The sequence below is a fragment of the Superficieibacter sp. HKU1 genome (assembly GCF_029319185.1).
GTDB lineage: Bacteria > Pseudomonadota > Gammaproteobacteria > Enterobacterales > Enterobacteriaceae > Superficieibacter.
Genome location: NZ_CP119754.1, coordinates 4,838,230 through 4,862,245 on the forward strand (window position 1 = coordinate 4,838,230; position 24,016 = coordinate 4,862,245).

Consider the following 24,016-nt stretch of genomic DNA (forward strand, 5'->3'; position numbering starts at 1 on the left):
CTAACTTTTGATTCGTTAAAATAAGGCGCTAAAATAGAGTGAATCTCTATTCTTCATAAGAAAAAGCTATGGAAAATTATCAGATCGACAATCTGGATCGCGGCATCCTCGACGCGCTGATGGTCAATGCGCGAACCGCTTATGCTGAACTGGCCAAGCAATTTGGCGTCAGCCCCGGCACGATTCACGTTCGCGTTGAGAAAATGAAACAGGCGGGGATTATCACCGGCGCGCGCATAGATATCAGCCCAAAACAGCTTGGCTACGACGTGTGCTGTTTTATCGGCATCATTTTGAAGAGTGCGAAAGACTACCCCTCCGCGCTGGCGAAGCTGGAAAGTCTGGATGAAGTGACCGAAGCGTATTACACCACCGGACATTACAGCATCTTTATTAAGGTTATGTGCCGATCGATTGATGCGTTACAGCAGGTACTTATCAACAAGATCCAAACAATTGATGAAATTCAGTCCACTGAGACGCTGATCTCCCTGCAAAACCCGATCATGCGTACCATTCGCCCATGATCCTTTCTTTTTAATACCCCTGTTGTCCACAGGTAGATCCCAGCTCCTACACAGCGTACAATAGCCCCTCTTTAACAGGATGGGCTCTCATGGCAGACATAACTCTTATCAGCGGCAGCACCCTTGGCGGTGCCGAATATGTAGCGGAACATCTGGCTGAAAAGCTGGAAGATGCCGGTTTTTCTACCGAAACCCTGCATGGTCCGCTGCTGGAAGAATTGTCCACGGCCGGCATCTGGCTGGTGATCTCCTCCACGCATGGTGCGGGCGATCTGCCGGATAACATTCAGCCTTTACTTGATGAGCTTAAAGCGCAGCAGCCCGATCTGTCTCAGGTACGTTTTGGTGCAATCGGTCTCGGCAGCCGCGAATATGACACGTTCTGTGGTGCGATCGAAAAGCTGGACGCAGAAATGACGATCTGTGGCGCAAAACAGATCGGCGAAACGCTGAAGATCAATGTCCTTGAGCATGACATTCCGGAGGATCCGGCGGAAATTTGGCTAGGATCCTGGATTAATTTACTCAAAAACGCTTAAAGATCGTGCGATCGAATGTGGATAACTCTGGTTAAAAGCTTGGATCAACCGGTAGTTATCCAAAGAATAACTGTTGTTCAGTTTTTGAGTTGTGTATAACCCGCCCTTTTGATCCCAGCTTATACTGAACGGGATCACCGATCATTCACAGTTAATGATCCTTACTAACGGCTTGATCTTTAATGCCGGATCCGACTTATCCACAAGGGATAGCGATCCTAATAAGAGATCATAATAAAACAGATCTCTATATAAAGATCTTCTTTATTTAATAGTCAGGATCCTGGTGCTTTCTCGATCGACTAAAGTTGAGTAGAATCCACGGCCCGGGCTTCAATCCTTTTCAACACCGCTTTACGCGAGGCAAATTACCATGTTTTATCAGGATCCTTTTGACGTCATCATCATTGGCGGGGGTCATGCAGGCACTGAGGCCGCAATGGCCGCAGCGCGTATGGGTCAGCAGACCCTTCTCTTGACGCATAATATCGACACGCTGGGGCAGATGAGCTGCAACCCGGCGATTGGCGGCATTGGGAAAGGACACCTGGTAAAAGAAGTCGATGCGCTTGGCGGACTGATGGCGAAAGCGATCGATCAGGCAGGTATTCAGTTTAGGATACTAAACGCAAGCAAAGGTCCGGCCGTTCGCGCCACCCGCGCTCAGGCGGATCGGGTGCTGTACCGCCAGGCCGTGCGTACCGCGCTGGAGAACCAGCCCAACCTGATGATCTTCCAGCAGGCGGTTGAGGATCTGATCGTCGAAAACGATCGTGTTGTCGGCGCGGTGACCCAGATGGGGCTTAAATTCCGTGCCAAAGCGGTGGTACTGACCGTCGGAACGTTCCTCGACGGCAAGATCCATATCGGACTGGATAACTACAGCGGCGGTCGCGCTGGCGATCCGCCGTCGATCTCTCTTTCCCGCCGTCTGCGTGAGCTGCCGCTACGCGTCAATCGCCTGAAAACCGGGACACCGCCGCGTATCGATGCGCGGACGATTGATTTCAGCGTACTGGCACAGCAGCACGGCGATAACCCGATGCCGGTGTTCTCGTTTATGGGCTCTGCGGATCAACATCCGCGTCAGGTACCGTGCTACGTCACCTATACCAATGAAAAAACCCACGACGTGATCCGTAGTAACCTCGATCGCAGCCCGATGTACGCAGGTGTGATTGAAGGGATTGGTCCGCGCTACTGCCCGTCAATCGAAGACAAGGTGATGCGCTTTGCCGATCGTAACCAGCACCAGATCTTCCTCGAGCCGGAAGGGCTGACCTCAAACGAAATTTATCCGAACGGCATCTCCACCAGCCTGCCGTTTGATGTACAGATGCAAATCGTCCGCTCTATGCAGGGGATGGAAAACGCGAAAATTGTGCGCCCTGGCTACGCCATTGAGTACGATTTCTTCGATCCACGCGACCTGAAGCCGACGCTGGAAAGCAAGTTTATCGCGGGATTGTTCTTTGCCGGTCAGATCAACGGCACCACCGGCTACGAAGAGGCGGCCGCTCAGGGGCTGCTGGCCGGTCTTAACGCGGCACGTTTCTCCGCCGAGAAAGAAGGCTGGGCACCGCGTCGCGATCAGGCGTATCTTGGCGTGCTGGTTGACGATCTGTGTACCCTGGGTACTAAAGAGCCGTACCGCATGTTTACTTCGCGAGCGGAATATCGCCTGATGCTGCGTGAAGATAATGCCGATCTGCGCCTGACCGAAGCGGGTCGCGAACTCGGGCTGGTCGATGATGCCCGCTGGGCGCGTTATAACGAGAAGCTGGAAAACATTGAGCGCGAACGCCAGCGTCTGAAAGCCACCTGGGTTTCGCCCTCCGTTGACTCAGCGGCTGAAGTGAACGCTCACCTCGCCGCACCGCTTTCTCGTGAAGCGAGTGGCGAAGATCTTCTGCGTCGCCCGGAAATGACCTATCAGCAACTGACGGCCCTGACGCCGTTCGCCCCAGCGCTGGAAGACGTGCAGGCCGCTGAGCAGGTTGAGATCCAGGTGAAATACGAAGGCTACATTGCTCGCCAGCAGGACGAGATTGAAAAACAGCAGCGTAACGAGAATACGCTCCTGCCGGCGATGCTGGATTACCGCCAGGTTTCCGGCTTGTCAAACGAAGTGATTGCCAAGTTAAACGATCATAAACCGGTGTCGATCGGACAGGCTTCGCGCATCTCCGGCATCACTCCTGCGGCTATCTCTATCCTGCTGGTGTGGTTAAAAAAACAGGGCATGCTGCGTCGCAGCGCCTGATATATTTCCCGGTAAGCCCCGCTTACCGGGTCTGTAACACGTTCTTCATGCCGGATAAAATGACGACGCTATCCGGCAGATCTAAAACAGGTATTTACCGTGCTGAACAAACTCTCTCGTCTGCTGGACAAAGCAGGGATTTCGCTCTCCGATCACCAGAAAAACCAGCTAGTTGCCTATGTCGATATGCTGCACAAGTGGAATAAAGCCTACAACCTCACGTCGGTACGCGATCCGAACGAGATGCTGGTTCGCCATATTCTCGACAGCGTCGTTGTTGCGCCTTATCTCGAAGGGACGCGTTTTATTGATGTGGGCACCGGGCCAGGGCTACCGGGGATCCCGCTATCCATCGTGCGTCCTGAGGCACAATTCACTTTGCTGGATAGCCTGGGTAAACGCGTCCGTTTTCTTCGTCAGGTACAGCACGAACTGAAGCTGGATAACGTACAGCCAGTCCAGAGCAGGGTAGAGGAATTCCCCGCTGAGCCACCTTTTGACGGCGTCATCAGCCGGGCGTTCGCTTCACTGACGGATATGGTGCAGTGGTGTCATCACCTGCCGGGCGAGAAAGGGCGATTTTACGCACTAAAAGGTCAATTACCTGACGACGAGATTTCGCAGCTTCCCGTTGAATTTGCTGTCGAATCGGTAATTAAACTGCGGGTTCCTGAACTTGAAGGCGAGCGTCATCTTGTGCTTTTAACCCACAATAAAATTTAATTTTTATCAAAAAAAGTAGAAAAAAAACGCACCGGAGAATGTTAAAAAATTTAGTGGGAAAAGATGCCAGGCTTGATTGTATTTAACTATGACTTAACTATTTGTTCTCTTGATTTTAACTGAGCTCTTTTTGTTAACCAGAAAAATAGTCAACATGGAAAATATCAGCCTGCTAAAAATGTTAAGCGGTACCGGGTGTGACTTGTTAAATATTTATTATAAATGTCAATGCGGTGTTTATGGTAAAAGGGGCGCTGTTTTACGTAATCTCACTATTTTTAAACATTATTATCAACAGGATGTGAAAAACAGCGCTATGAACGCTGTCATGCAAACGAAACTGGAAATGTTTATTATGTGATCTGGTGCACGCTTTATCATCAGGGTTTTCGCGTTATTTGGACTTTTGCTCGATTGTTCACACTTTGGCGAAAACGTGAAAAATAGCCCTCCAGAAAATTATTTAAACATTTATTCACCTTTTCGCTACTTAATGTTTGAAATCACGAGACCGCACCGTATAATTTGACCGCTTTTTGATGCTTGACTCCGGGGCCCAAAGGACGTTTTATACGACACGCGGCATACCTCTTAGGGAGCAGGAGTAAAAACGTGATGTCTGTGTCGCTCTTGAGTAGAAACGTTGCTCGTAAGCTTCTGTTCATTCAGTTTCTGGCAATAATGGCAAGTGGATTGCTGTTTAGCCTCAAAGACCCCTTCTGGGGCGCTTCCGCGGTATGTGGAGGCATGGCAGTGTTACTGCCTAACTGTGTGTTTATGATTTTTGCCTGGCGTCATCAGGTCCATACCCCAGCAAAAGGCCGGGTGGCCTGGAGCTTCGCGCTTGGCGAAGGCTTCAAGGTTCTCATGACCTTTGCTTTACTGGTGATGGCGCTGGCGGTTTTGAAGGCGGTTTTCTTGCCGCTGATAGTCACGTGGATTTTGGCGCTGGTTGTTCAGATAGTTGCGCCAGCTGTAATTAACAACAAAGGGTAAGAGGCATCATGTCTGCAGGAGAAATCTCAACACCGCAGGAGTACATAGGCCACCACCTGAATAACCTTCAGTTGGACCTGCGTACCTTCACGCTGGTGGATCCGCACAACCCCCCGACCACCTTCTGGACGCTCAATATCGACTCCATGTTCTTTTCGGTGTTATTGGGCCTGTTGTTCCTGGTGATGTTCCGTAGCGTAGCAAAGCGTGCTACCAGCGGCGTACCGGGCAAATTCCAGACCGCTATTGAGTTGGTGATTGGCTTTGTTCACGGCAGCGTGAAAGACATGTATCACGGCAAGAGCAAGCTGATTGCGCCGCTGGCGCTGACGATTTTCGTCTGGGTATTCCTGATGAACTTCATGGACTTGTTGCCAATTGACCTGCTGCCAACCATTGCAGAGAAATATCTTGGCCTGCCAGCGCTGCGTGTGGTGCCGTCTGCCGACGTTAACATCACCCTGTCCATGGCGCTGGGCGTGTTCATCCTTATTCTGTTCTACAGCATCAAAATGAAAGGCATCGGCGGCTTCACGAAAGAGTTGACGCTACAGCCGTTCAATCACTGGGCATTTATTCCTGTCAACTTAATCCTTGAAGGGGTAAGCCTGCTGTCCAAACCGGTTTCTCTTGGTCTGCGACTGTTCGGCAACATGTATGCCGGTGAGCTGATTTTCATTCTGATTGCTGGTCTGTTGCCGTGGTGGTCACAGTGGATACTGAATGTGCCATGGGCCATTTTCCATATCCTGATTATTACGCTGCAAGCCTTTATCTTCATGGTTCTGACGATCGTCTATCTGTCGATGGCGTCTGAAGAGCATTAATTTTACCACCACTAAATGTTTTAAACTGAAACAAACTGGAGATTGTCATGGAAAACCTGAATGTTGATCTGCTGTACATGGCTGCCGCTGTGATGATGGGTCTGGCGGCAATCGGTGCTGCGATCGGTATCGGCATCCTCGGGGGCAAATTCCTGGAAGGCGCAGCGCGTCAGCCGGATCTGATTCCTTTGCTGCGTACTCAGTTCTTTATCGTTATGGGTCTGGTGGATGCTATCCCGATGATCGCTGTAGGTCTGGGTCTGTACGTGATGTTTGCTGTCGCGTAGTAAGCATTGCTTGTACAAGAAGCAATTATCAGAACGTTAACTAGATAAGAGGCATTGTGCTGTGAATCTTAACGCAACAATCCTCGGCCAGGCCATCGCGTTTGTCCTGTTCGTTCTGTTCTGCATGAAGTATGTATGGCCGCCGTTAATGGCTGCCATCGAAAAGCGTCAAAAAGAGATTGCTGACGGCCTTGCTTCTGCTGAACGAGCACATAAGGACCTTGACCTTGCAAAGGCCAGCGCGACCGACCAGCTGAAAAAAGCTAAGGCGGAAGCTCAGGTAATCATTGAACAGGCGAACAAACGTCGTTCTCAGATCCTGGACGAAGCGAAAACTGAAGCAGAGCAGGAACGAGCTAAAATCGTGGCGCAGGCTCAGGCAGAAATCGAAGCGGAGCGTAAACGCGCTCGCGAAGAACTGCGTAAGCAAGTGGCTATCCTGGCTGTGGCCGGGGCCGAGAAGATCATCGAACGTTCCGTGGATGAAGCTGCTAACAGCGACATCGTGGATAAACTTGTCGCTGAACTGTAAGGAGGGAGGGGCCGATGTCTGAATTTGTAACGGTAGCTCGCCCCTACGCCAAAGCAGCTTTTGACTTTGCCGTTGAACACCAAAGTGTACAGCGCTGGCAGGATATGCTGGCGTTTGCCGCTGAGGTTACCAGGAACGAACAAATGGCAGAGCTTCTCTCTGGCGCATTAGCGCCGGAAACGCTCGCTGAGTCGTTTATCGCAGTCTGCGGTGAGCAGTTAGACGAAAACGGCCAGAACCTGATCCGGGTGATGGCTGAAAACAACCGTCTGAACGCGCTCCCCGATGTTCTTGAGCAGTTTATTCACCTGCGTGCAGCCAGTGAGGCTATCGCAGAGGTAGAAGTCACTTCTGCAACCGCATTGAGTGACGAACAGCTTACGAAAATCAGCGCCGCGATGGAAAAACGTCTGTCACGCAAAGTTAAGCTGAATTGCAAAATCGATAAGTCTGTAATGGCAGGTGTTATCATCCGTGCGGGTGATATGGTCATTGATGGCAGCGTACGCGGCCGTCTTGATCGCCTTGCAGACGTCTTGCAGTCTTAAGGGGACTGGAGCATGCAACTGAATTCCACCGAAATCAGCGAACTGATCAAGCAGCGCATTGCTCAGTTCAATGTGGTGAGCGAAGCTCACAACGAAGGTACTATTGTTTCTGTAAGTGACGGCGTTATCCGCATTCACGGCCTGGCCGATTGTATGCAGGGTGAGATGATCTCCCTGCCGGGTAACCGTTACGCCATCGCACTGAACCTGGAGCGCGACTCCGTAGGTGCGGTAGTGATGGGTCCGTACGCTGACCTCGCCGAAGGCATGAAGGTGAAGTGTACTGGCCGTATCCTGGAAGTTCCGGTTGGCCGTGGCCTGCTGGGCCGTGTGCTGAACACGCTGGGTGCGCCAATTGATGGTAAAGGTCCGGTTGATAACGACGGCTTCTCTGCCGTTGAAGCTATCGCGCCGGGCGTAATCGACCGTCAGTCCGTTGACCAGCCGGTACAGACCGGTTACAAATCCGTTGACGCCATGATCCCAATCGGTCGTGGTCAGCGTGAACTGGTTATCGGCGACCGTCAGACCGGTAAAACCGCACTGGCTATCGATGCCATCATCAACCAGCGCGATTCCGGCATCAAATGTATCTATGTTGCTATCGGCCAGAAGGCGTCCACCATCTCTAACGTGGTACGTAAACTGGAAGAGCACGGCGCGCTGGCTAACACCATCGTTGTTGTGGCAACCGCGTCTGAATCCGCTGCACTGCAATACCTGGCACCGTATGCCGGTTGCGCAATGGGCGAATACTTCCGCGACCGTGGCGAAGATGCACTGATCATTTATGATGACCTGTCTAAACAGGCTGTCGCTTATCGTCAGATTTCCCTGCTGCTCCGTCGTCCGCCAGGACGTGAAGCATTCCCGGGCGACGTATTCTACCTCCACTCCCGTCTGCTGGAGCGTGCTGCGCGTGTTAACGCCGAATACGTTGAAAACTTCACTAAAGGTGAAGTGAAAGGGCAAACCGGCTCTCTGACCGCGCTGCCGATTATCGAAACGCAAGCGGGTGACGTTTCCGCGTTCGTTCCGACCAACGTAATTTCCATTACCGATGGTCAGATCTTCCTGGAATCCAACCTGTTTAACGCCGGTATTCGTCCTGCGGTTAACCCGGGTATTTCCGTATCCCGTGTGGGTGGTGCAGCGCAGACCAAGATCATGAAAAAACTGTCCGGTGGTATCCGTACCGCGCTGGCACAGTATCGTGAACTGGCGGCGTTCTCCCAGTTTGCATCCGACCTTGACGATGCAACCCGTAAACAGCTCGATCACGGTCAGAAAGTGACCGAACTGCTGAAACAGAAACAGTATGCGCCGATGTCTGTCGCGCAGCAGTCTCTGGTTCTGTTCGCAGCTGAACGTGGTTACCTGGCTGATGTCGAACTGGCGAAAATCGGTAGTTTTGAAGCCGCTCTGCTGGCTTATGTCGACCGTGATCATGCCTCCCTGATGCAGGAAATCAACCAGAGTGGCGGCTATAACGACGAAATCGAAGGCAAGCTGAAAGGCATCCTCGATTCCTTCAAAGCAACCCAGTCCTGGTAACGTCTGGCGGCTTGTCTCAGGACAGGCCGCAAGGCATTGAGGAGAAGCTCATGGCCGGCGCAAAAGAGATACGTAGTAAGATCGCAAGCGTCCAGAACACGCAGAAGATCACTAAAGCGATGGAAATGGTCGCCGCTTCCAAAATGCGTAAATCGCAGGAACGTATGGCGGCCAGCCGTCCTTATGCAGATACCATGCGCAAAGTGATTGGTCACCTTGCAAACGGTAATCTGGAATATAAGCATCCGTACCTGGAAGAACGCGACGTTAAGCGCGTAGGCTACCTGGTGGTGTCTACAGACCGTGGTCTGTGCGGTGGCTTGAACATTAACCTGTTCAAAAAACTGCTGGCGGATATGAAAGCGTGGTCCGACAAAGGCGTTCAGTGCGATATCGCAATGATCGGCTCTAAGGGCGTATCGTTCTTCAACTCTGTAGGTGGCAACATTGTTGCGCAGGTCACCGGCATGGGAGATAACCCTTCCCTGTCCGAACTGATCGGTGCGGTAAAAGTGATGCTGCAGGCCTACGATGAAGGCCGTCTGGACAAGCTTTATATTGTTAATAACAAGTTTATCAACACCATGTCTCAGGTTCCGACCATCACTCAGCTGCTGCCGCTGCCCGCGTCAGAAGATGATGAGCTGAAGCGTAAATCCTGGGATTACCTGTATGAACCCGATCCGAAAGCGCTGCTGGATACCCTTCTGCGCCGCTACGTAGAATCTCAGGTTTATCAGGGTGTGGTAGAAAACCTGGCCAGCGAGCAGGCCGCGCGTATGGTGGCGATGAAAGCCGCTACCGATAATGGCGGCAGCCTGATTAAAGAGCTGCAGTTGGTATACAACAAAGCTCGTCAGGCCAGCATTACTCAGGAACTCACCGAAATCGTCGGTGGCGCGTCTGCGGTATAACCAGGTTAATACGTAGAGGATTCAAGATGGCAACTGGAAAAATTGTCCAGGTAATCGGCGCTGTAGTTGACGTCGAGTTCCCTCAGGATGCGGTACCAAAAGTGTACGACGCTCTTGAGGTACAAAATGGTAATGAGAAACTGGTGCTGGAAGTTCAGCAGCAGCTTGGTGGTGGTATCGTGCGTACCATCGCGATGGGGTCTTCTGATGGCCTGCGTCGTAGCCTGGACGTCACCAACCTCGAACACCCGATCGAAGTCCCGGTAGGTAAAGCTACCCTGGGCCGCATCATGAACGTACTGGGCCAACCGGTAGACATGAAAGGCGACATCGGTGAAGAAGAGCGTTGGGCGATCCACCGCGCAGCACCGTCCTATGAAGAGCTGTCAAACTCTCAGGAACTGCTGGAAACCGGTATCAAAGTAATCGACCTGATGTGTCCGTTCGCGAAGGGCGGTAAAGTCGGTCTGTTCGGTGGTGCGGGTGTAGGTAAAACCGTAAACATGATGGAGCTGATCCGTAACATCGCGATCGAGCACTCCGGTTACTCCGTGTTTGCAGGCGTCGGTGAACGTACTCGTGAGGGTAACGACTTCTACCACGAAATGACCGACTCCAACGTTATCGATAAAGTATCCCTGGTGTATGGCCAGATGAACGAGCCGCCGGGAAACCGTCTGCGCGTTGCACTGACCGGCCTGACCATGGCAGAGAAATTCCGTGACGAAGGTCGTGACGTACTGCTGTTCGTCGATAACATCTACCGTTACACCCTGGCCGGTACGGAAGTATCTGCACTGCTGGGCCGTATGCCTTCAGCGGTAGGTTATCAGCCGACGCTGGCGGAAGAGATGGGTGTTCTGCAGGAGCGTATCACCTCCACCAAAACCGGTTCTATCACCTCCGTTCAGGCGGTATACGTACCGGCGGATGACCTGACTGACCCGTCACCAGCCACCACCTTTGCGCACTTAGATGCAACCGTGGTACTGAGCCGTCAGATCGCGTCCCTGGGTATCTACCCGGCCGTTGACCCGCTGGACTCCACCAGCCGTCAGCTGGACCCGCTGGTGGTAGGTCAGGAACACTACGACACCGCGCGTGGCGTACAGTCCATCCTGCAGCGTTATCAGGAACTGAAAGACATCATCGCCATCCTCGGTATGGATGAACTGTCTGAAGAAGACAAACTGGTTGTAGCTCGCGCACGTAAGATCCAGCGCTTCCTGTCCCAGCCGTTCTTCGTGGCGGAAGTATTTACCGGTTCTCCGGGCAAATACGTCTCCCTGAAAGACACCATCCGTGGCTTTAAAGGCATCATGGAAGGCGAATACGATCACCTGCCGGAGCAGGCGTTCTACATGGTCGGTTCCATCGACGAAGCCGTGGAAAAAGCCAAAAAACTTTAACGCCTTAATCGGAGGGTGATATGGCAATGACTTACCACCTGGATGTCGTCAGCGCGGAACATCAAATGTTCACCGGGCTGGTCGAGAAAATCCAGGTAACGGGTAGTGAAGGTGAACTGGGTATTTATCCTGGTCACGCCCCGCTGCTCACCGCCATTAAGCCTGGTATGATTCGCATCGTTAAGCAGCACGGTCATGAAGAGTTCATCTATCTGTCCGGCGGCATTCTGGAAGTGCAGCCCGGCAGCGTGACCGTACTGGCTGATACCGCGATCCGCGGCCAGGATCTCGACGAAGCACGAGCTCTGGAAGCGAAACGTAAGGCCGAAGAGCACATTAAGAGCTCTCATGGTGACGTGGATTACGCTCAGGCGTCTGCGGAACTGGCCAAAGCGATCGCCAAACTGCGCGTTATCGAGTTGACCAAAAAAGCGATGTAACACCGGCTTGAAAAGCAAAAAACCAGTCTGAAAACAGACTGGTTTTTTTTTATCCTCTCAATTTTTATCCGATAAACTATCCGTGTTAAAAACACGCCTGGTTGAATAAACGCTCCTTCTTCGGGGGCGTGCGACTTGACGCTTTCGCATAAGATCGGCTTCACCTGCGCTTGCGGTAAAGGGTAACCCGGTCAGTTTTATTGCCATAAATGAAGGATCATTACTATGTCATTCAAGCCATCCTTTGCTGGCCCACTGCCGGGCCTGCATACCGATCGTATTACTTTTATCCGTCGGGCCTATCTGCATCTGGCGGCTGCGATTATGGGATTTATCGTGCTCAGCGGCGCATTAATGTTTACCGGGATCGGCGACATGATGCTGGAGGTGCTGATGGTCGGCGGCAAGTACGGCTGGCTGGTGGTACTTGGCGCGTTTATGCTGGTCAGCATGCTGGCGACGCGTCTGGCGGATGGCGCTGACGCTAACCACACTCAGCTTATTGGCCTGGGCATCTACGTGCTGGCTGAATCCCTGATCTTTGCTCCGTTGCTGACGCTCGCGGCGTATATTAATCCCGCGATTATTGGGGCGGCAGGCATTACCACGCTGCTGCTGGTGGGCGGCCTCACCTTTACGGCGTTTACCACGAAAAAAGATTTTTCGTTTATGCGCTCAATACTAACAATGGCAGGCTTTATCGCCCTGGGCGCGATTATCGCCAGCGTGATTTGCGGTTTCTCGCTGGGCGTCTGGTTTTCGGCATTGATGGTACTGCTGTGCGCGGGCTTCGTACTCTATGACACTTCTAATATCATTCATCACTATCCGGTCGATCGCCCGGCGGGTGCGGCATTACATCTGTTTGCCTCCATTGCGACTATGTTCTGGTACGTGCTGCGTATTTTTATGTCGCGTAATTAATCTTACCCGGATCTCTTTAAAACCAGCGCTAAAACCGCTGGTTTTTTTATGCTTTCTTTGTGCATAAAAAGAATAATAAAAACAAAGGTTTTTCAGGAAATAACCGCCTGAAAAGTAAAATTCATGCGGTAAATACCTGACTTGTCACTGATAATCTCACTGATATTCTGCTACGTTGCGTGTTTTCGCGGCGCTTCATTTTCTTGTGAAAAATATGTAGAGTTTTCAACGGGAAAGTTATCTACTTCTTACTTACATTACAGTCAGGACGCGTATGGCAAACAGTGCGATGAGCGTAGTGATCCTTGCCGCAGGCAAAGGCACGCGCATGTATTCCGATCTTCCTAAGGTGCTACACACCCTGGGCGGTAAGCCTATGGTGCAGCATGTCATTGATGCTGCTAACCATTCAGGGGCAACGAAGGTTCATCTTGTTTACGGGCACGGCGGCGATTTGCTGAAGCACACGCTGCGCGACGACAACCTGAACTGGATCCTTCAGGCGGAACAACTGGGCACCGGTCATGCTATGCAGCAGGCTGCGCCATTTTTTGCGGATGACGAAGATATCCTGATGCTCTACGGCGATGTGCCGCTGATCTCTGTTGACACTTTACAGCGTCTGCGTGAGGCCAAACCGCAGGGCGGTATCGGCTTACTGACCGTTAAACTTGACGATCCGACGGGCTATGGCCGCATTACCCGTGAAAACGGCAGCGTCACCGGCATCGTTGAGCATAAAGACGCGACTGAAGAGCAGCGTCAAATTCAGGAAATTAATACCGGTATCCTGATTGCTAACGGCGCGGATATGAAGCGCTGGCTGGCAAAGCTTAACAATAACAACGCCCAGGGCGAATACTACATCACTGATATTATTGCGATGGCGTGGCAGGAAGGACATGAAATCGCCGCCGTCCACCCGCAGCGTCTGAGCGAAGTGGAAGGCGTCAACAACCGTCTTCAGCTCTCCCGTCTGGAGCGCGTTTATCAGTCTGAGCAGGCGGAAAAACTGCTGCTGGCAGGCGTCATGTTGCGCGACCCGGCGCGTTTTGATCTGCGCGGGACGCTGCAACACGGGCGCGATATCGAAATTGATACTAACGTTATCCTTGAGGGTGACGTCACGCTGGGGCATCGCGTGAAAATCGGCGCAGGTTGCGTGATCAAAAACAGCGTCATTGGCGACGACTGTGAGATCAGCCCGTATAGCGTGGTTGAAGATGCGCATCTTGATGCCGCCTGTACTATTGGCCCGTTCGCGCGGCTACGGCCGGGCGCGGAACTGCGGGAAGGCGCGCACGTCGGCAACTTCGTTGAGATGAAAAAAGCGCGGTTGGGTAAAGGCTCTAAGGCAGGTCATCTGAGCTATCTTGGCGACGCGGACATTGGCGATAACGTTAATATTGGCGCAGGCACCATTACCTGTAATTACGACGGCGCGAATAAGCATAAAACGATTATTGGCAACGATGTCTTTGTTGGCTCTGACACCCAACTGGTGGCGCCAGTCAGCGTGGGTAACGGTGCGACGATTGCCGCAGGCACCACCGTCACGCGCAATGTTGCCGATAACGAACTGGTATTAAGCCGCGTACCGCAGGCCCACAAACGGGGCTGGCAGCGTCCGGTGAAGAAAAAGTAATGATGTAGTCTTACCGCGTTCGATGACATTTTGTAGGCCGGATAAGCGAAGCGCCATCCGGCATGCAGACCAGGGCAGAGGAGATAAACATATATTTCCCGCCCAAAAAGCAGCACCCATAAAAATAACCCCACTCTCTACAAGGCTCGGGGCGCTCGTAACAACGGGCATAACAGGTTGACCGACAACGCATGGCATTACGCCAAAATCGGAATCAAAAACTATGTGTGGAATTGTTGGCGCTATCGCGCAGCGTGATGTAGCGGAAATCCTTCTCGAGGGTTTACGTCGTCTGGAATACCGTGGCTACGACTCTGCCGGTCTGGCAGTGGTCGACAACGAAGGGAATATGACCCGTCTGCGTCGCCTCGGTAAAGTGCAAATGCTTTCTCAGGCGGCGGAAGATCATCCGCTGCACGGCGGAACCGGTATTGCTCACACTCGCTGGGCGACCCACGGCGAACCGTCAGAAGCGAATGCGCACCCGCATGTCTCTGAACACATTGTAGTGGTGCATAACGGCATCATCGAAAACCATGAACCGCTGCGTGAAACGCTAAAAGCACGCGGCTATACCTTTGTCTCCGAAACCGACACCGAAGTGATTGCTCACTTAGTGCATTGGGAGCTGGAACAGGGCGGCACGCTGCGCGATGCCGTGCTGCGTACTATCCCGCAGCTTCGCGGTGCCTACGGCACGGTGATCATGGATACCCGTAAACCGGATACCCTGCTGGCGGCTCGTTCAGGCAGCCCGCTTGTGATCGGCCTCGGCATGGGTGAAAACTTTATCGCCTCAGACCAGCTGGCGCTGCTGCCGGTGACGCGTCGCTTTATCTTCCTCGAAGAGGGTGATATCGCAGAAGTGACCCGCCGTACCGTCTCCATTTTCGATAAAACTGGCGCAGAGGTGAAACGTCAGGATATCGAATCCAGTCTGCAATATGACGCGGGTGACAAAGGTATCTACCGTCATTACATGCAGAAAGAGATCTACGAACAGCCGAATGCGATTAAAAATACTCTCACCGGACGTATCAGCCACGGCGAGGTAGATTTAAGCGAGCTGGGCCCGAATGCCAACGACCTGCTGGCGCAGGTGGAGCACATTCAAATCATCGCCTGCGGCACCTCTTACAACTCAGGAATGGTTTCCCGCTACTGGTTCGAATCGCTGGCGGGTATTCCGTGCGATGTGGAAATCGCCTCCGAATTCCGCTACCGCAAATCTGCCGTGCGTCGTAACAGTCTGATGATCACCTTGTCTCAGTCTGGCGAAACGGCAGATACTCTGGCGGGGCTGCGCCTCTCCAAAGAGCTGGGCTACCTGGGATCGCTGGCTATTTGTAACGTTCCGGGCTCTTCACTGGTGCGCGAATCCGATCTGGCGATGATGACCAACGCCGGTACGGAAATCGGCGTGGCGTCGACGAAAGCCTTCACCACCCAACTGACCGTGCTGCTGATGCTGGTAGCGAAGCTGGCGCGTCTGAAGGGGCTGGACGCTGCCGTCGAGCATGACATTGTTCACGGACTACAGGCGTTGCCGAGCCGTATTGAGCAGATGCTATCGCAGGACAAGCGCATTGAAGCGCTGGCGGAAGATTTCTCCGACAAGCACCACGCGCTGTTCCTCGGACGCGGCGATCAGTATCCGATTGCGCTGGAAGGCGCGCTGAAGCTGAAGGAGATTTCCTACATTCATGCTGAAGCGTATGCGGCTGGTGAACTGAAACACGGCCCGCTGGCGTTAATTGACGCTGATATGCCGGTTATCGTGGTCGCGCCAAATAACGATCTGTTAGAAAAACTGAAATCCAACATTGAAGAGGTCCGCGCTCGCGGCGGTCAGCTGTATGTCTTTGCCGATCGCGATGCCGGTTTCTCCAGCAGTGACAATATGCACATTATTGAGATGCCGCATGTTGAAGAAGTCATCGCGCCGATTTTCTACACCGTACCTCTGCAGCTACTGGCGTATCACGTCGCGCTGATTAAAGGTACCGATGTGGATCAGCCGCGCAATCTGGCGAAGTCGGTAACGGTAGAATAACATCAGAACGGCCCTGCATACGCAGGGCCGTTTCTCTCTTACTGTTTTTTATGTCATAAAAATATAATTTTTATAGCGTCTTATTTTTATTATCGTTATTAATGTGTTGTTTAAGCAGTGTTTTTTAAATCTTATCTTTTACTCTTGCCCGCTGTCATTAAACTGTCATAAACCTTACATATAACTGTCACCTGATTGTCCTATTTTGCTCTTCGTAGCCACTTAACAATGATTTACGAATCCCAGCAGGAGACATTATGAACGTTATGCGTACCACTGTCGCAACGGTTGTCACCGCGACCTTATCCATGAGCGCTTTCGCTGTTAACGCGGCGGCAAGCCTGACAGGTGCAGGTGCAACTTTCCCTGCGCCGGTGTATGCCAAATGGGCCGACACCTATAACAAATCTACCGGCAACAAGATCAACTATCAGGGTATCGGCTCCTCCGGCGGCGTAAAACAAATCATCGCGAACACCGTTGATTTCGGTGCTTCTGACGCTCCTTTATCTGACGAAAAACTGCAGCAGGAAGGCCTGTTCCAGTTCCCGACCGTGATCGGCGGCGTGGTACTGGCGGTAAACATTCCTGGCCTGAAATCCGGTGAGCTGATACTGGATGGCAAAACGCTGGGCGACATCTATCTTGGTAAAATCAAGAAGTGGGATGATGCGGCTATCACCAAATTGAACCCGGGCCTGAAACTGCCTTCGCAGAATATCGCCGTGGTTCGTCGCGCAGACGGTTCCGGTACTTCTTTCGTCTTCACCAGCTACCTGTCGAAAGTTAATGACGAGTGGAAATCGAAAGTGGGCGCAGGCTCTACCGTAAACTGGCCGACCGGTCTGGGCGGTAAAGGTAACGATGGCATCGCTGCATTCGTACAGCGTCTGCCGGGTTCAATCGGCTATGTAGAATATGCTTATGCTAAGCAGAACAACCTGGCGTACACCAAACTGGTTGATGCTGACGGTAAGCCGGTAAGCCCGACCGAAGACAGCTTTGCTAACGCGGCGAAAGGCGTGGACTGGAGCAAATCCTTCGCTCAGGACCTGACTAACCAGAAAGGCGATGATGCGTGGCCGATTACCTCCACCACCTTTATCCTGGTGCACAAAGAGCAGAAAAAACCTGAGCAGGGCGCTGAAGTGCTGAAGTTCTTCGACTGGGCGTATAAAGAAGGCGCGAAACAGGCGAATGACCTGGATTACGCTACTCTGCCGGATAACGTGGTTGAGCAGGTTCGTGCTGCATGGAAAACCAACGTGAAAGACAGCAGCGGTAAAGCGCTGTACTAAGTAGATATACTGACGAAAATGGCGGTGGCGCACAGCGTCCCGCCTTACAGCTACAAACTGTAGGCCCGGTAAGCGCCAGCGCCACCGGGCAATTTCGTAAGACGTCGTTAACTAAAGAGTGATTTATGGCTGCAACCAGGGGTGTAATTAACCCGCCGGGTAAAAAAGGTGACATGATATTCAGCGCGCTGGTAAGACTGGCTGCGCTGATTGTGCTATTTATGCTGGGCGGTATTATCGTCTCGCTGATCATCTCCTCGTGGCCCAGTATTGAGAAATTCGGTTTCTCTTTCCTGTGGACTAAAGAGTGGGATGCCCCTAACGATATCTACGGCGCGCTGGTGCCCATCTACGGTACCCTGGCGACCTCCATTATCGCCCTGCTGATTGCGGTTCCGGTGAGCTTCGGTATCGCCCTGTTTCTGACGGAGCTGGCCCCCGCCTGGCTGAAGCGCCCGCTCGGTATCGCGATTGAGCTTCTGGCCGCTATCCCCAGTATTGTTTACGGCATGTGGGGACTGTTTATTTTCGCGCCGCTGTTTGCCACCTATTTTCAGGAGCCGGTCGGCAACATCCTTTCCAACATTCCGTTTGTTGGCGCGCTGTTCTCCGGTCCGGCGTTTGGTATCGGTATCCTGGCAGCGGGGGTGATCCTCGCCATTATGATCATCCCCTACATTGCCGCAGTCATGCGTGATGTCTTCGAACAAACCCCGGTGATGATGAAAGAGTCGGCCTACGGTATTGGCTGCACCACCTGGGAGGTGATTTGGCGCATTGTGCTTCCGTTCACCAAAAATGGCGTGATCGGCGGCGTTATGCTCGGCCTGGGACGCGCGCTGGGTGAAACCATGGCGGTGACCTTTATTATCGGCAACACCTACCAGCTTGATAGCGTCTCGCTGTATATGCCGGGCAATAGTATCACTTCCGCACTGGCGAACGAATTTGCCGAGGCGGAATCCGGCCTGCACGTTGCGGCGCTGATGGAGCTGGGGCTGATCCTGTTTGTGATTACCTTTATCGTGCTGGCTATCTCCAAATTTATGGTAATGCGCCTGGCGAAAAATGAGGGGGCGCGCTGATGGCTACGCTCGACATGCAAAACACGGTGGCGTTGGCAGAATCCCGTCGCAAGATGCAGGCTCGCCGCCGCCTGAAAAACCGCATTGCCCTGACCCTCTCCATGGCGACGATGGCGTTCGGTCTGTTCTGGCTGATCTGGATCCTGATGTCCACCATTACGCGTGGTTTTGACGGAATGTCGCTGGCGCTGTTTACCGAAATGACGCCGCCGCCGAACACCGCGGGCGGCGGGCTGGCGAATGCGCTGGCCGGTAGCGGCCTGCTGATTTTGTGGGCTACCGTGTTTGGAACGCCGCTTGGCATTATGGCGGGAATTTATCTGGCGGAATATGGCCGTAAATCCTTGCTGGCAGAGGTGATCCGTTTCATTAACGACATTCTCCTCTCAGCCCCGTCGATTGTGGTAGGTCTGTTTGTTTATACCGTGGTGGTGGCGCAGATGCAGCACTTCTCCGGCTGGGCGGGCGTTATTGCGCTGGCGCTGTTGCAGGTGCCGATCGTCATCCGTACCACTGAAAACATGCTCAAGCTGGTGCCGGATAGCCTGCGCGAAGCGGCCTACGCGCTGGGAACGCCAAAGTGGAAGATGATCTCTGCGATCACCCTGAAAGCGTCAGTCTCCGGCATTATGACCGGTGTGCTGCTGGCAATTGCCCGTATCGCCGGTGAAACGGCCCCGCTGCTGTTTACCGCGCTCTCCAACCAGTTCTGGAGCACCGATATGATGCAGCCGATCGCCAACCTGCCGGTGACCATCTTTAAATTTGCGATGAGTCCGTTTGCGGAGTGGCAGCAGCTGGCCTGGGCAGGCGTGCTGATCATCACCCTGTGCGTACTGTTACTGAATATTCTGGCGCGCGTTATTTTCGCGAAGAAGAAACACGGTTAAGACGAAGTGCCGGATGGCGGCGTAACGCCTTATCCGGCCTACGATTGAAGACATTTGTAGGCCTGATAAGCGAAGCGCCATCAGGCATGATGAGGAAGAGATTGAGATGAGTATGGTTAACACGGCACCGGGTAAAATTCAGGTTCGCGATTTGAACTTCTACTACGGCAAATTCCATGCCCTGAAAAATATTAACCTGGAGATTGCCAAAAATCAGGTGACGGCGTTCATCGGGCCATCAGGCTGTGGTAAATCCACGCTGCTGCGTACTTTTAATAAGATGTACGAATTGTATCCGGAGCAGCGCGCGGAAGGTGAAATCCTGCTGGATGGCGAAAACATTCTTAACCACGCCCAGGATATCGCCCTGCTGCGTGCCAAAGTCGGAATGGTTTTCCAGAAGCCGACGCCGTTCCCGATGTCCATCTATGACAATATCGCCTTTGGCGTACGCCTGTTTGAAAAGCTCTCCCGCGCCGATATGGATGAGCGCGTACAGTGGGCATTAACCAAAGCCGCCCTGTGGAACGAGACCAAAGATAAGCTTCACCAGAGCGGTTACTCCCTCTCTGGCGGACAACAGCAGCGTTTGTGCATCGCGCGAGGGATTGCTATTCGCCCGGATGTTCTGCTGCTGGATGAGCCATGCTCGGCGCTGGACCCGATTTCAACCGGGCGCATTGAAGAGCTGATTACCGAATTAAAACAGGACTATACCGTAGTGATCGTGACCCACAACATGCAGCAGGCGGCACGTTGTTCCGATCACACGGCGTTTATGTATCTTGGCGAGCTGATCGAGTTCAGCAACACGGACGATCTGTTTACCAAGCCCGCCAAAAAACAGACTGAAGACTATATCACCGGCCGCTACGGTTGATTCAGGAGTGCGTCATGGAAAACCTTAACCTCAATAAACACATTTCCGGCCAGTTTAACGCTGAACTGGAACATATTCGTACCGAAGTGATGACGATGGGCGGCCTGGTGGAACAGCAGTTATCGGATGCGATCACTGCGATGCACAATCAGGATAGCGAACTGGCTAAGCGGGTGGTAGAAGGCGACAAGCAGGTCAATATGATGGAAGTGGCCATCGATGAAGCCTGCGTGCGCATTATCGCCAAACGTCAGCCGACGGCAAGCGACCTGCGCCTGGTCATGGCGATCATCAAAACTATCGCCGAGCTGGAACGTATTGGTGATGTGGCGGACAAAATCTGCCGTACCGCGCTGGAAAAATTCTCCCAGCAGCACCAGCCGCTGCTGGTAAGCCTTGAGTCGCTGGGGCGACACACGGTGCAGATGCTGCATGACGTGCTGGATGCCTTCGCCCGTATGGATCTGGACGAAGCGGTACGAATTTATCGTGAAGATAAAAAAGTGGATCAGGAATATGAAGGCATTGTGCGTCAGTTGATGACCTACATGATGGAAGATCCGCGTACCATCCCCAGCGTGCTCACCGCACTGTTCTGCGCGCGCTCTATCGAGCGCATCGGCGACCGCTGCCAGAATATCTGCGAGTTTATCTTCTACTTCGTGAAGGGGCAGGATTTCCGTCACGTGGGCGGCGATGAACTGGATAAGCTGCTGGCAGGCCGCGATCCGAAAGAGTGATATTGTGCCTCGCCGGGTGGTGAAACCTTCCGGCGAGACATACTACACCTGCGGTTTCTCCAGCAGTTGCCGCGCCAGCGCGTCAATATCCTCATACTGCCACAGCCGCTCCCGCCACGCTTCAGGGATGCCTTCCACGCCGTAAAACGCCCCTGCCAGTTGCCCGGCTATCGCGGCAGTAGTGTCGGCATCGTCGCCAAGATTAGCCGCCAGCAGGATCGTCTCTTCAAAATCCGCACCGTGATAAAAGCACCATAGCGCGGCTTCAAGGCTTTGCACGCAATAGCCGGTGCCGTGAATGGCCGAACGTGGTTTCTGGCGATAGCTGCCCAGGGCAATCTGACGCAGATTTTCCTGCGGCGGCAGCTCCTCCAGTGCAGAAAGCGTTTCTTCTTTGTCTTTTCCGCTCAGCGCATTAAGCAAATACTGCGCGAAGAGGCGGCAACTGGCGATGGCTTCCGGTGCGGCGTGAGTGGTGCGCGATGAGGCTTCGGCAAAATCCAGCGCCTGTTGACGCTCCGGATAGTAATACAGCACTGCCGGTGCGAGACGCATCAGCGAGCCATTACCGGCAGAGTCCGGCGCTTCCGAACCCGCGTACGGATTGCCGTCCAGCGCGAATTTTCCCAGCGCTCGCGCGACGGTGCTGCCGATGTCGAAGCACTCCCCGGTTGAGCTGAAATAGCCCCAGCGCCACCAGTTGAGATAGCGGTTCATCTGATCGCCCGCATCAAACCCGCGACAGGTTACCAGGCTTTGCGCGAGGCACAGCGCCATTGAGGTATCATCCGTCCACTGCCCGGCCTTCAGATTAAACGGGCCGCCGCCCTGCATGGTGGTGAGCGGCGTAAAGGAATCTTTGGCCCGGAACTCGACGGTCGTTCCCACCGCATCGCCACTGGCCAGTCCCAGTAAACAGCCCTGATAGCGGGACAGTAAATCCGGCATAAACGCTTACTCCTTAATTTGACTACCGATCATGAAAAATCAGCCCACAGGCGTAACTTTCCACATTTCAGGCAGCGAAACAGATAGCCCTGGCAATCGCCGTCGTTACGCAGATATTTCGGTAAATCATCATAATGTATACCAACGTCCGCGCAGTCTTCTTCAAGGCTGGCAAACTCATCAAGGCGGTCTTTAATTTCTTCCCAACCGACGTAGCCGATAAAGGCGCAGAAATCACCACAGTGTGCCAGCCAGTGCTCCTGCTGCCAGCCGCGGTAGCCCGGAGTACGCTCGGTTAGTTCTTTGAGACTCTCATCAGAATACGGTATTTGCGCACCGCTAAATTCGCCATCTTCATCATAACGGGCTTCAATCCCTTCAATACTGGCGTCATCCTGGAAACTGCCTGCGTATTTTTCAGCGGCCTTACCGTCGGCGATGCACCACGGACAGAGGTGATCAATATCGTCAACGCTGTAAAAGGGGCTGGTGTAATAAACTGGCGTCGACTGTTCGCAGCAGTCGCAGGCGACCGTCTTATCCTGCTCAAACGCGCCGGTTTCCAGCGGCTGTGGATGGTACCTGAACGTGGGTAGCGGTCTGTGAGTATGAGACATAAAAACATCCTGTTAGTAATGATGATGACTACAACTACGTTAAAGCAACCTTCACAGAATTAACAGTCTGGTTTTTGCCACTCATCACAGAACGGTATAGTCACCTTTGTTATTGTTTTGCGGTTAATCATTCTGCAAGGATTCGCTCATGAAAAAGATTGCTCTCTCCCTCGCGGTTTCCCTCGCTACAGGCGCATTTATGTATCAGGTTCAGGCGGCATCGACCCTTCCGGAGCCCGGTGAAAATGCACCCGTTAACCAGTTTATTACGCAGGTGAATGCTGATAAAACCGTGACCTTCAGGCTCTGGGCACCCGAGGCGAAAAAGGTGAATGTCGTCACCGGTGCGACCGATGAAAGCCACGTCACGCATGTTATGCAAAAAAATGCTAACGGCGTCTGGACATGGACCAGCGCGGTAATGCCCGGCAATCTGTACGAATATTTTTATGAAGTCGACGGCCTGCGTACGATTGACTCCGGCGCGCCTTACACCAAGCCGCAGCGGCAGGTGAATACCAGTCTGGTGCTTGTGCCGGGTAGCCTGCTCGACGTGCGTAATGTGCCTCACGGCGAACTGCATTTGTTGACCTATCATTCCCGCGAACTCAATGCCGAACGTCAGATCTATGTCTGGACGCCGCCGGGATATAACGCAACAAAAGAGCCGCTGCCGGTGCTGTACTACTATCACGGCTTTGGCGATACCACCCTTTCGGCCATCAATCAGGGACGTATTCCGCAGATGATGGATAACCTGCTGGCAGAGCGGAAAATCAAACCGATGGTGGTAGTGGTGCCTGAGACGGAAACGGAGACGGCCACGACAACGCCAGAAAGCTATCGCTACGCTGATATTCGCTCGCAGTTTTATCTCCCCAACGCCACGCTTGGCGACCGGGAACTGATACACGATATCATCCCGCTGATTACTCAACACTATAACGTGCGTAAGGATGCCGAAGGGCGGGCAATCGCCGGGCTTTCCCAGGGGGGCTATCAGGCGGAGCTTTCTGCACTAAGACATCCGGAAAGCTTCGGCTGGCTGGGGCTGTTTAGTGGCGTCACGACGGTCACCGTGCCGGATGAAAAGGTTACGCAACGCCTGGCGGATCCTCAGTCCATCAACCAGCAATTACGTAACTTCACATTGGTGATCGGCGAAAATGATGAGGTAACGGGGAAAGATATCAAGGGACTAAAAGCGCAGCTGGATAAACAGGGTATTCATAATGACTACACCGTTTATCCTGGACTGGGGCATGAAATGGACGTCTGGCGTCCTGCGTATGCCAGGTTTGTGCAGAAGCTGTTTAAATAAGTCCGTTGACCGGGTGCCCGGTGGCGCTGCGCTTACCGGGCCTACGGTTATACGGT

General features: G+C 53.0%; 24 protein-coding genes. 22 read left to right on the forward strand and 2 right to left on the reverse strand.

Translation table 11 applies throughout. The annotated features are described in order from the left end of the window. The first annotated feature begins 68 nt into the window (after positions 1–68). The 21 genes from asnC to phoU all read left to right on the forward strand — a co-directional run bounded on the left by asnC (position 69) and on the right by phoU (position 21,074). Positions 69–527 carry a transcriptional regulator AsnC gene (asnC, locus tag P0H77_RS22990; protein WP_276160371.1) on the forward strand — a complete coding sequence of 153 codons (459 nt, stop codon included), beginning with the start codon at positions 69–71 and terminating at the stop codon, positions 525–527. Positions 528–616: 89 nt separating this feature from the next. Further along, positions 617–1,066 carry an FMN-binding protein MioC gene (gene mioC / locus P0H77_RS22995; protein ID WP_276160372.1) on the forward strand — a complete coding sequence of 150 codons (450 nt, stop codon included), beginning with the start codon at positions 617–619 and terminating at the stop codon, positions 1,064–1,066. A gap of 373 nt (positions 1,067–1,439) precedes the next feature. Next, positions 1,440–3,329 carry a tRNA uridine-5-carboxymethylaminomethyl(34) synthesis enzyme MnmG gene (gene mnmG / locus P0H77_RS23000; RefSeq protein ID WP_276160373.1) on the forward strand — a complete coding sequence of 630 codons (1,890 nt, stop codon included), beginning with the start codon at positions 1,440–1,442 and terminating at the stop codon, positions 3,327–3,329. Between the two features lie 99 nt (positions 3,330–3,428). Next, a complete protein-coding gene (rsmG, locus tag P0H77_RS23005) occupies positions 3,429–4,052 on the forward strand; it encodes a 16S rRNA (guanine(527)-N(7))-methyltransferase RsmG (protein WP_276160387.1) in 624 nt (207 codons plus the stop codon). A 615-nt stretch (positions 4,053–4,667) separates the two neighbouring features. Beyond that, on the forward strand, positions 4,668–5,048 hold the full coding sequence (atpI, locus tag P0H77_RS23010; protein ID WP_276165206.1) for a F0F1 ATP synthase subunit I: 381 nt from the start codon (positions 4,668–4,670) through the stop codon (positions 5,046–5,048). Positions 5,049–5,056: 8 nt separating this feature from the next. Beyond that, positions 5,057–5,875, forward strand: coding sequence for a F0F1 ATP synthase subunit A (atpB, locus tag P0H77_RS23015; protein ID WP_276160392.1), 819 nt, complete (start codon positions 5,057–5,059; stop codon positions 5,873–5,875). Positions 5,876–5,922: 47 nt separating this feature from the next. Next, positions 5,923–6,162: a F0F1 ATP synthase subunit C gene (atpE, locus tag P0H77_RS23020; RefSeq protein ID WP_049839447.1), complete on the forward strand. Its 240-nt coding sequence runs from the start codon at positions 5,923–5,925 to the stop codon at positions 6,160–6,162. Positions 6,163–6,223: 61 nt separating this feature from the next. Continuing rightward, the gene (gene atpF / locus P0H77_RS23025; protein ID WP_276160403.1) at positions 6,224–6,694 is read left to right on the forward strand and encodes a F0F1 ATP synthase subunit B; all 471 of its coding nucleotides are present in this window, start codon (positions 6,224–6,226) and stop codon (positions 6,692–6,694) included. Between the two features lie 14 nt (positions 6,695–6,708). After that, on the forward strand, positions 6,709–7,242 hold the full coding sequence (gene atpH / locus P0H77_RS23030; protein WP_276160410.1) for a F0F1 ATP synthase subunit delta: 534 nt from the start codon (positions 6,709–6,711) through the stop codon (positions 7,240–7,242). Positions 7,243–7,254: 12 nt separating this feature from the next. Beyond that, entirely contained in the window at positions 7,255–8,796 is a 1,542-nt protein-coding gene (gene atpA, locus P0H77_RS23035) for a F0F1 ATP synthase subunit alpha (protein ID WP_176918555.1), read from the forward strand. Positions 8,797–8,846: 50 nt separating this feature from the next. Continuing rightward, entirely contained in the window at positions 8,847–9,710 is an 864-nt protein-coding gene (atpG, locus tag P0H77_RS23040; protein WP_176918554.1) for a F0F1 ATP synthase subunit gamma, read from the forward strand. A 26-nt stretch (positions 9,711–9,736) separates the two neighbouring features. Then, a complete protein-coding gene (gene atpD / locus P0H77_RS23045; RefSeq protein ID WP_176918553.1) occupies positions 9,737–11,119 on the forward strand; it encodes a F0F1 ATP synthase subunit beta in 1,383 nt (460 codons plus the stop codon). 20 nt (positions 11,120–11,139) lie between these two features. After that, positions 11,140–11,559, forward strand: coding sequence for a F0F1 ATP synthase subunit epsilon (locus P0H77_RS23050; protein WP_276160432.1), 420 nt, complete (start codon positions 11,140–11,142; stop codon positions 11,557–11,559). A gap of 225 nt (positions 11,560–11,784) precedes the next feature. Continuing rightward, positions 11,785–12,483 (forward strand): Bax inhibitor-1 family protein, encoded by a 699-nt coding sequence (locus P0H77_RS23055; RefSeq protein WP_276160438.1) that lies wholly within the window; start codon positions 11,785–11,787, stop codon positions 12,481–12,483. Between the two features lie 274 nt (positions 12,484–12,757). Beyond that, positions 12,758–14,128, forward strand: a complete 1,371-nt coding sequence (gene glmU, locus P0H77_RS23060; RefSeq protein WP_276160440.1) for a bifunctional UDP-N-acetylglucosamine diphosphorylase/glucosamine-1-phosphate N-acetyltransferase GlmU — start codon at positions 12,758–12,760, stop codon at positions 14,126–14,128. Between the two features lie 223 nt (positions 14,129–14,351). Next, on the forward strand, positions 14,352–16,181 hold the full coding sequence (gene glmS / locus P0H77_RS23065; RefSeq protein ID WP_276160443.1) for a glutamine--fructose-6-phosphate transaminase (isomerizing): 1,830 nt from the start codon (positions 14,352–14,354) through the stop codon (positions 16,179–16,181). Positions 16,182–16,438: 257 nt separating this feature from the next. After that, complete coding sequence (gene pstS / locus P0H77_RS23070) at positions 16,439–17,479, forward strand: phosphate ABC transporter substrate-binding protein PstS (protein ID WP_276160448.1); 1,041 nt, start codon at positions 16,439–16,441, stop codon at positions 17,477–17,479. 125 nt (positions 17,480–17,604) lie between these two features. Further along, positions 17,605–18,564: a phosphate ABC transporter permease PstC gene (gene pstC, locus P0H77_RS23075; RefSeq protein ID WP_276160450.1), complete on the forward strand. Its 960-nt coding sequence runs from the start codon at positions 17,605–17,607 to the stop codon at positions 18,562–18,564. After that, positions 18,564–19,454, forward strand: coding sequence for a phosphate ABC transporter permease PstA (gene pstA / locus P0H77_RS23080; protein ID WP_276160452.1), 891 nt, complete (start codon positions 18,564–18,566; stop codon positions 19,452–19,454). Before pstC ends, pstA begins: the two co-directional genes overlap by 1 nt. A 106-nt stretch (positions 19,455–19,560) precedes the next feature. Continuing rightward, on the forward strand, positions 19,561–20,334 hold the full coding sequence (gene pstB, locus P0H77_RS23085) for a phosphate ABC transporter ATP-binding protein PstB (protein ID WP_228066299.1): 774 nt from the start codon (positions 19,561–19,563) through the stop codon (positions 20,332–20,334). Between the two features lie 14 nt (positions 20,335–20,348). Then, the gene (gene phoU, locus P0H77_RS23090) at positions 20,349–21,074 is read left to right on the forward strand and encodes a phosphate signaling complex protein PhoU (protein WP_176918541.1); all 726 of its coding nucleotides are present in this window, start codon (positions 20,349–20,351) and stop codon (positions 21,072–21,074) included. Between the two features lie 42 nt (positions 21,075–21,116). Here the strand turns inward: phoU and P0H77_RS23095 are convergent, their stop codons facing one another. Further along, positions 21,117–22,022 carry an ADP-ribosylglycohydrolase family protein gene (locus tag P0H77_RS23095; RefSeq protein WP_276160477.1) on the reverse strand — a complete coding sequence of 302 codons (906 nt, stop codon included), beginning with the start codon at positions 22,020–22,022 and terminating at the stop codon, positions 21,117–21,119. 29 nt (positions 22,023–22,051) lie between these two features. Beyond that, the gene (gene cbrC, locus P0H77_RS23100; RefSeq protein WP_276160485.1) at positions 22,052–22,639 is read right to left on the reverse strand and encodes a PF03691 family colicin E2 tolerance protein CbrC; all 588 of its coding nucleotides are present in this window, start codon (positions 22,637–22,639) and stop codon (positions 22,052–22,054) included. A gap of 148 nt (positions 22,640–22,787) precedes the next feature. Between cbrC and P0H77_RS23105 the strand changes: the two genes are divergently transcribed. Then, positions 22,788–23,960, forward strand: a complete 1,173-nt coding sequence (locus tag P0H77_RS23105) for an alpha/beta hydrolase-fold protein (protein ID WP_276160502.1) — start codon at positions 22,788–22,790, stop codon at positions 23,958–23,960. The last annotated feature ends 56 nt before the right edge of the window (positions 23,961–24,016 follow it).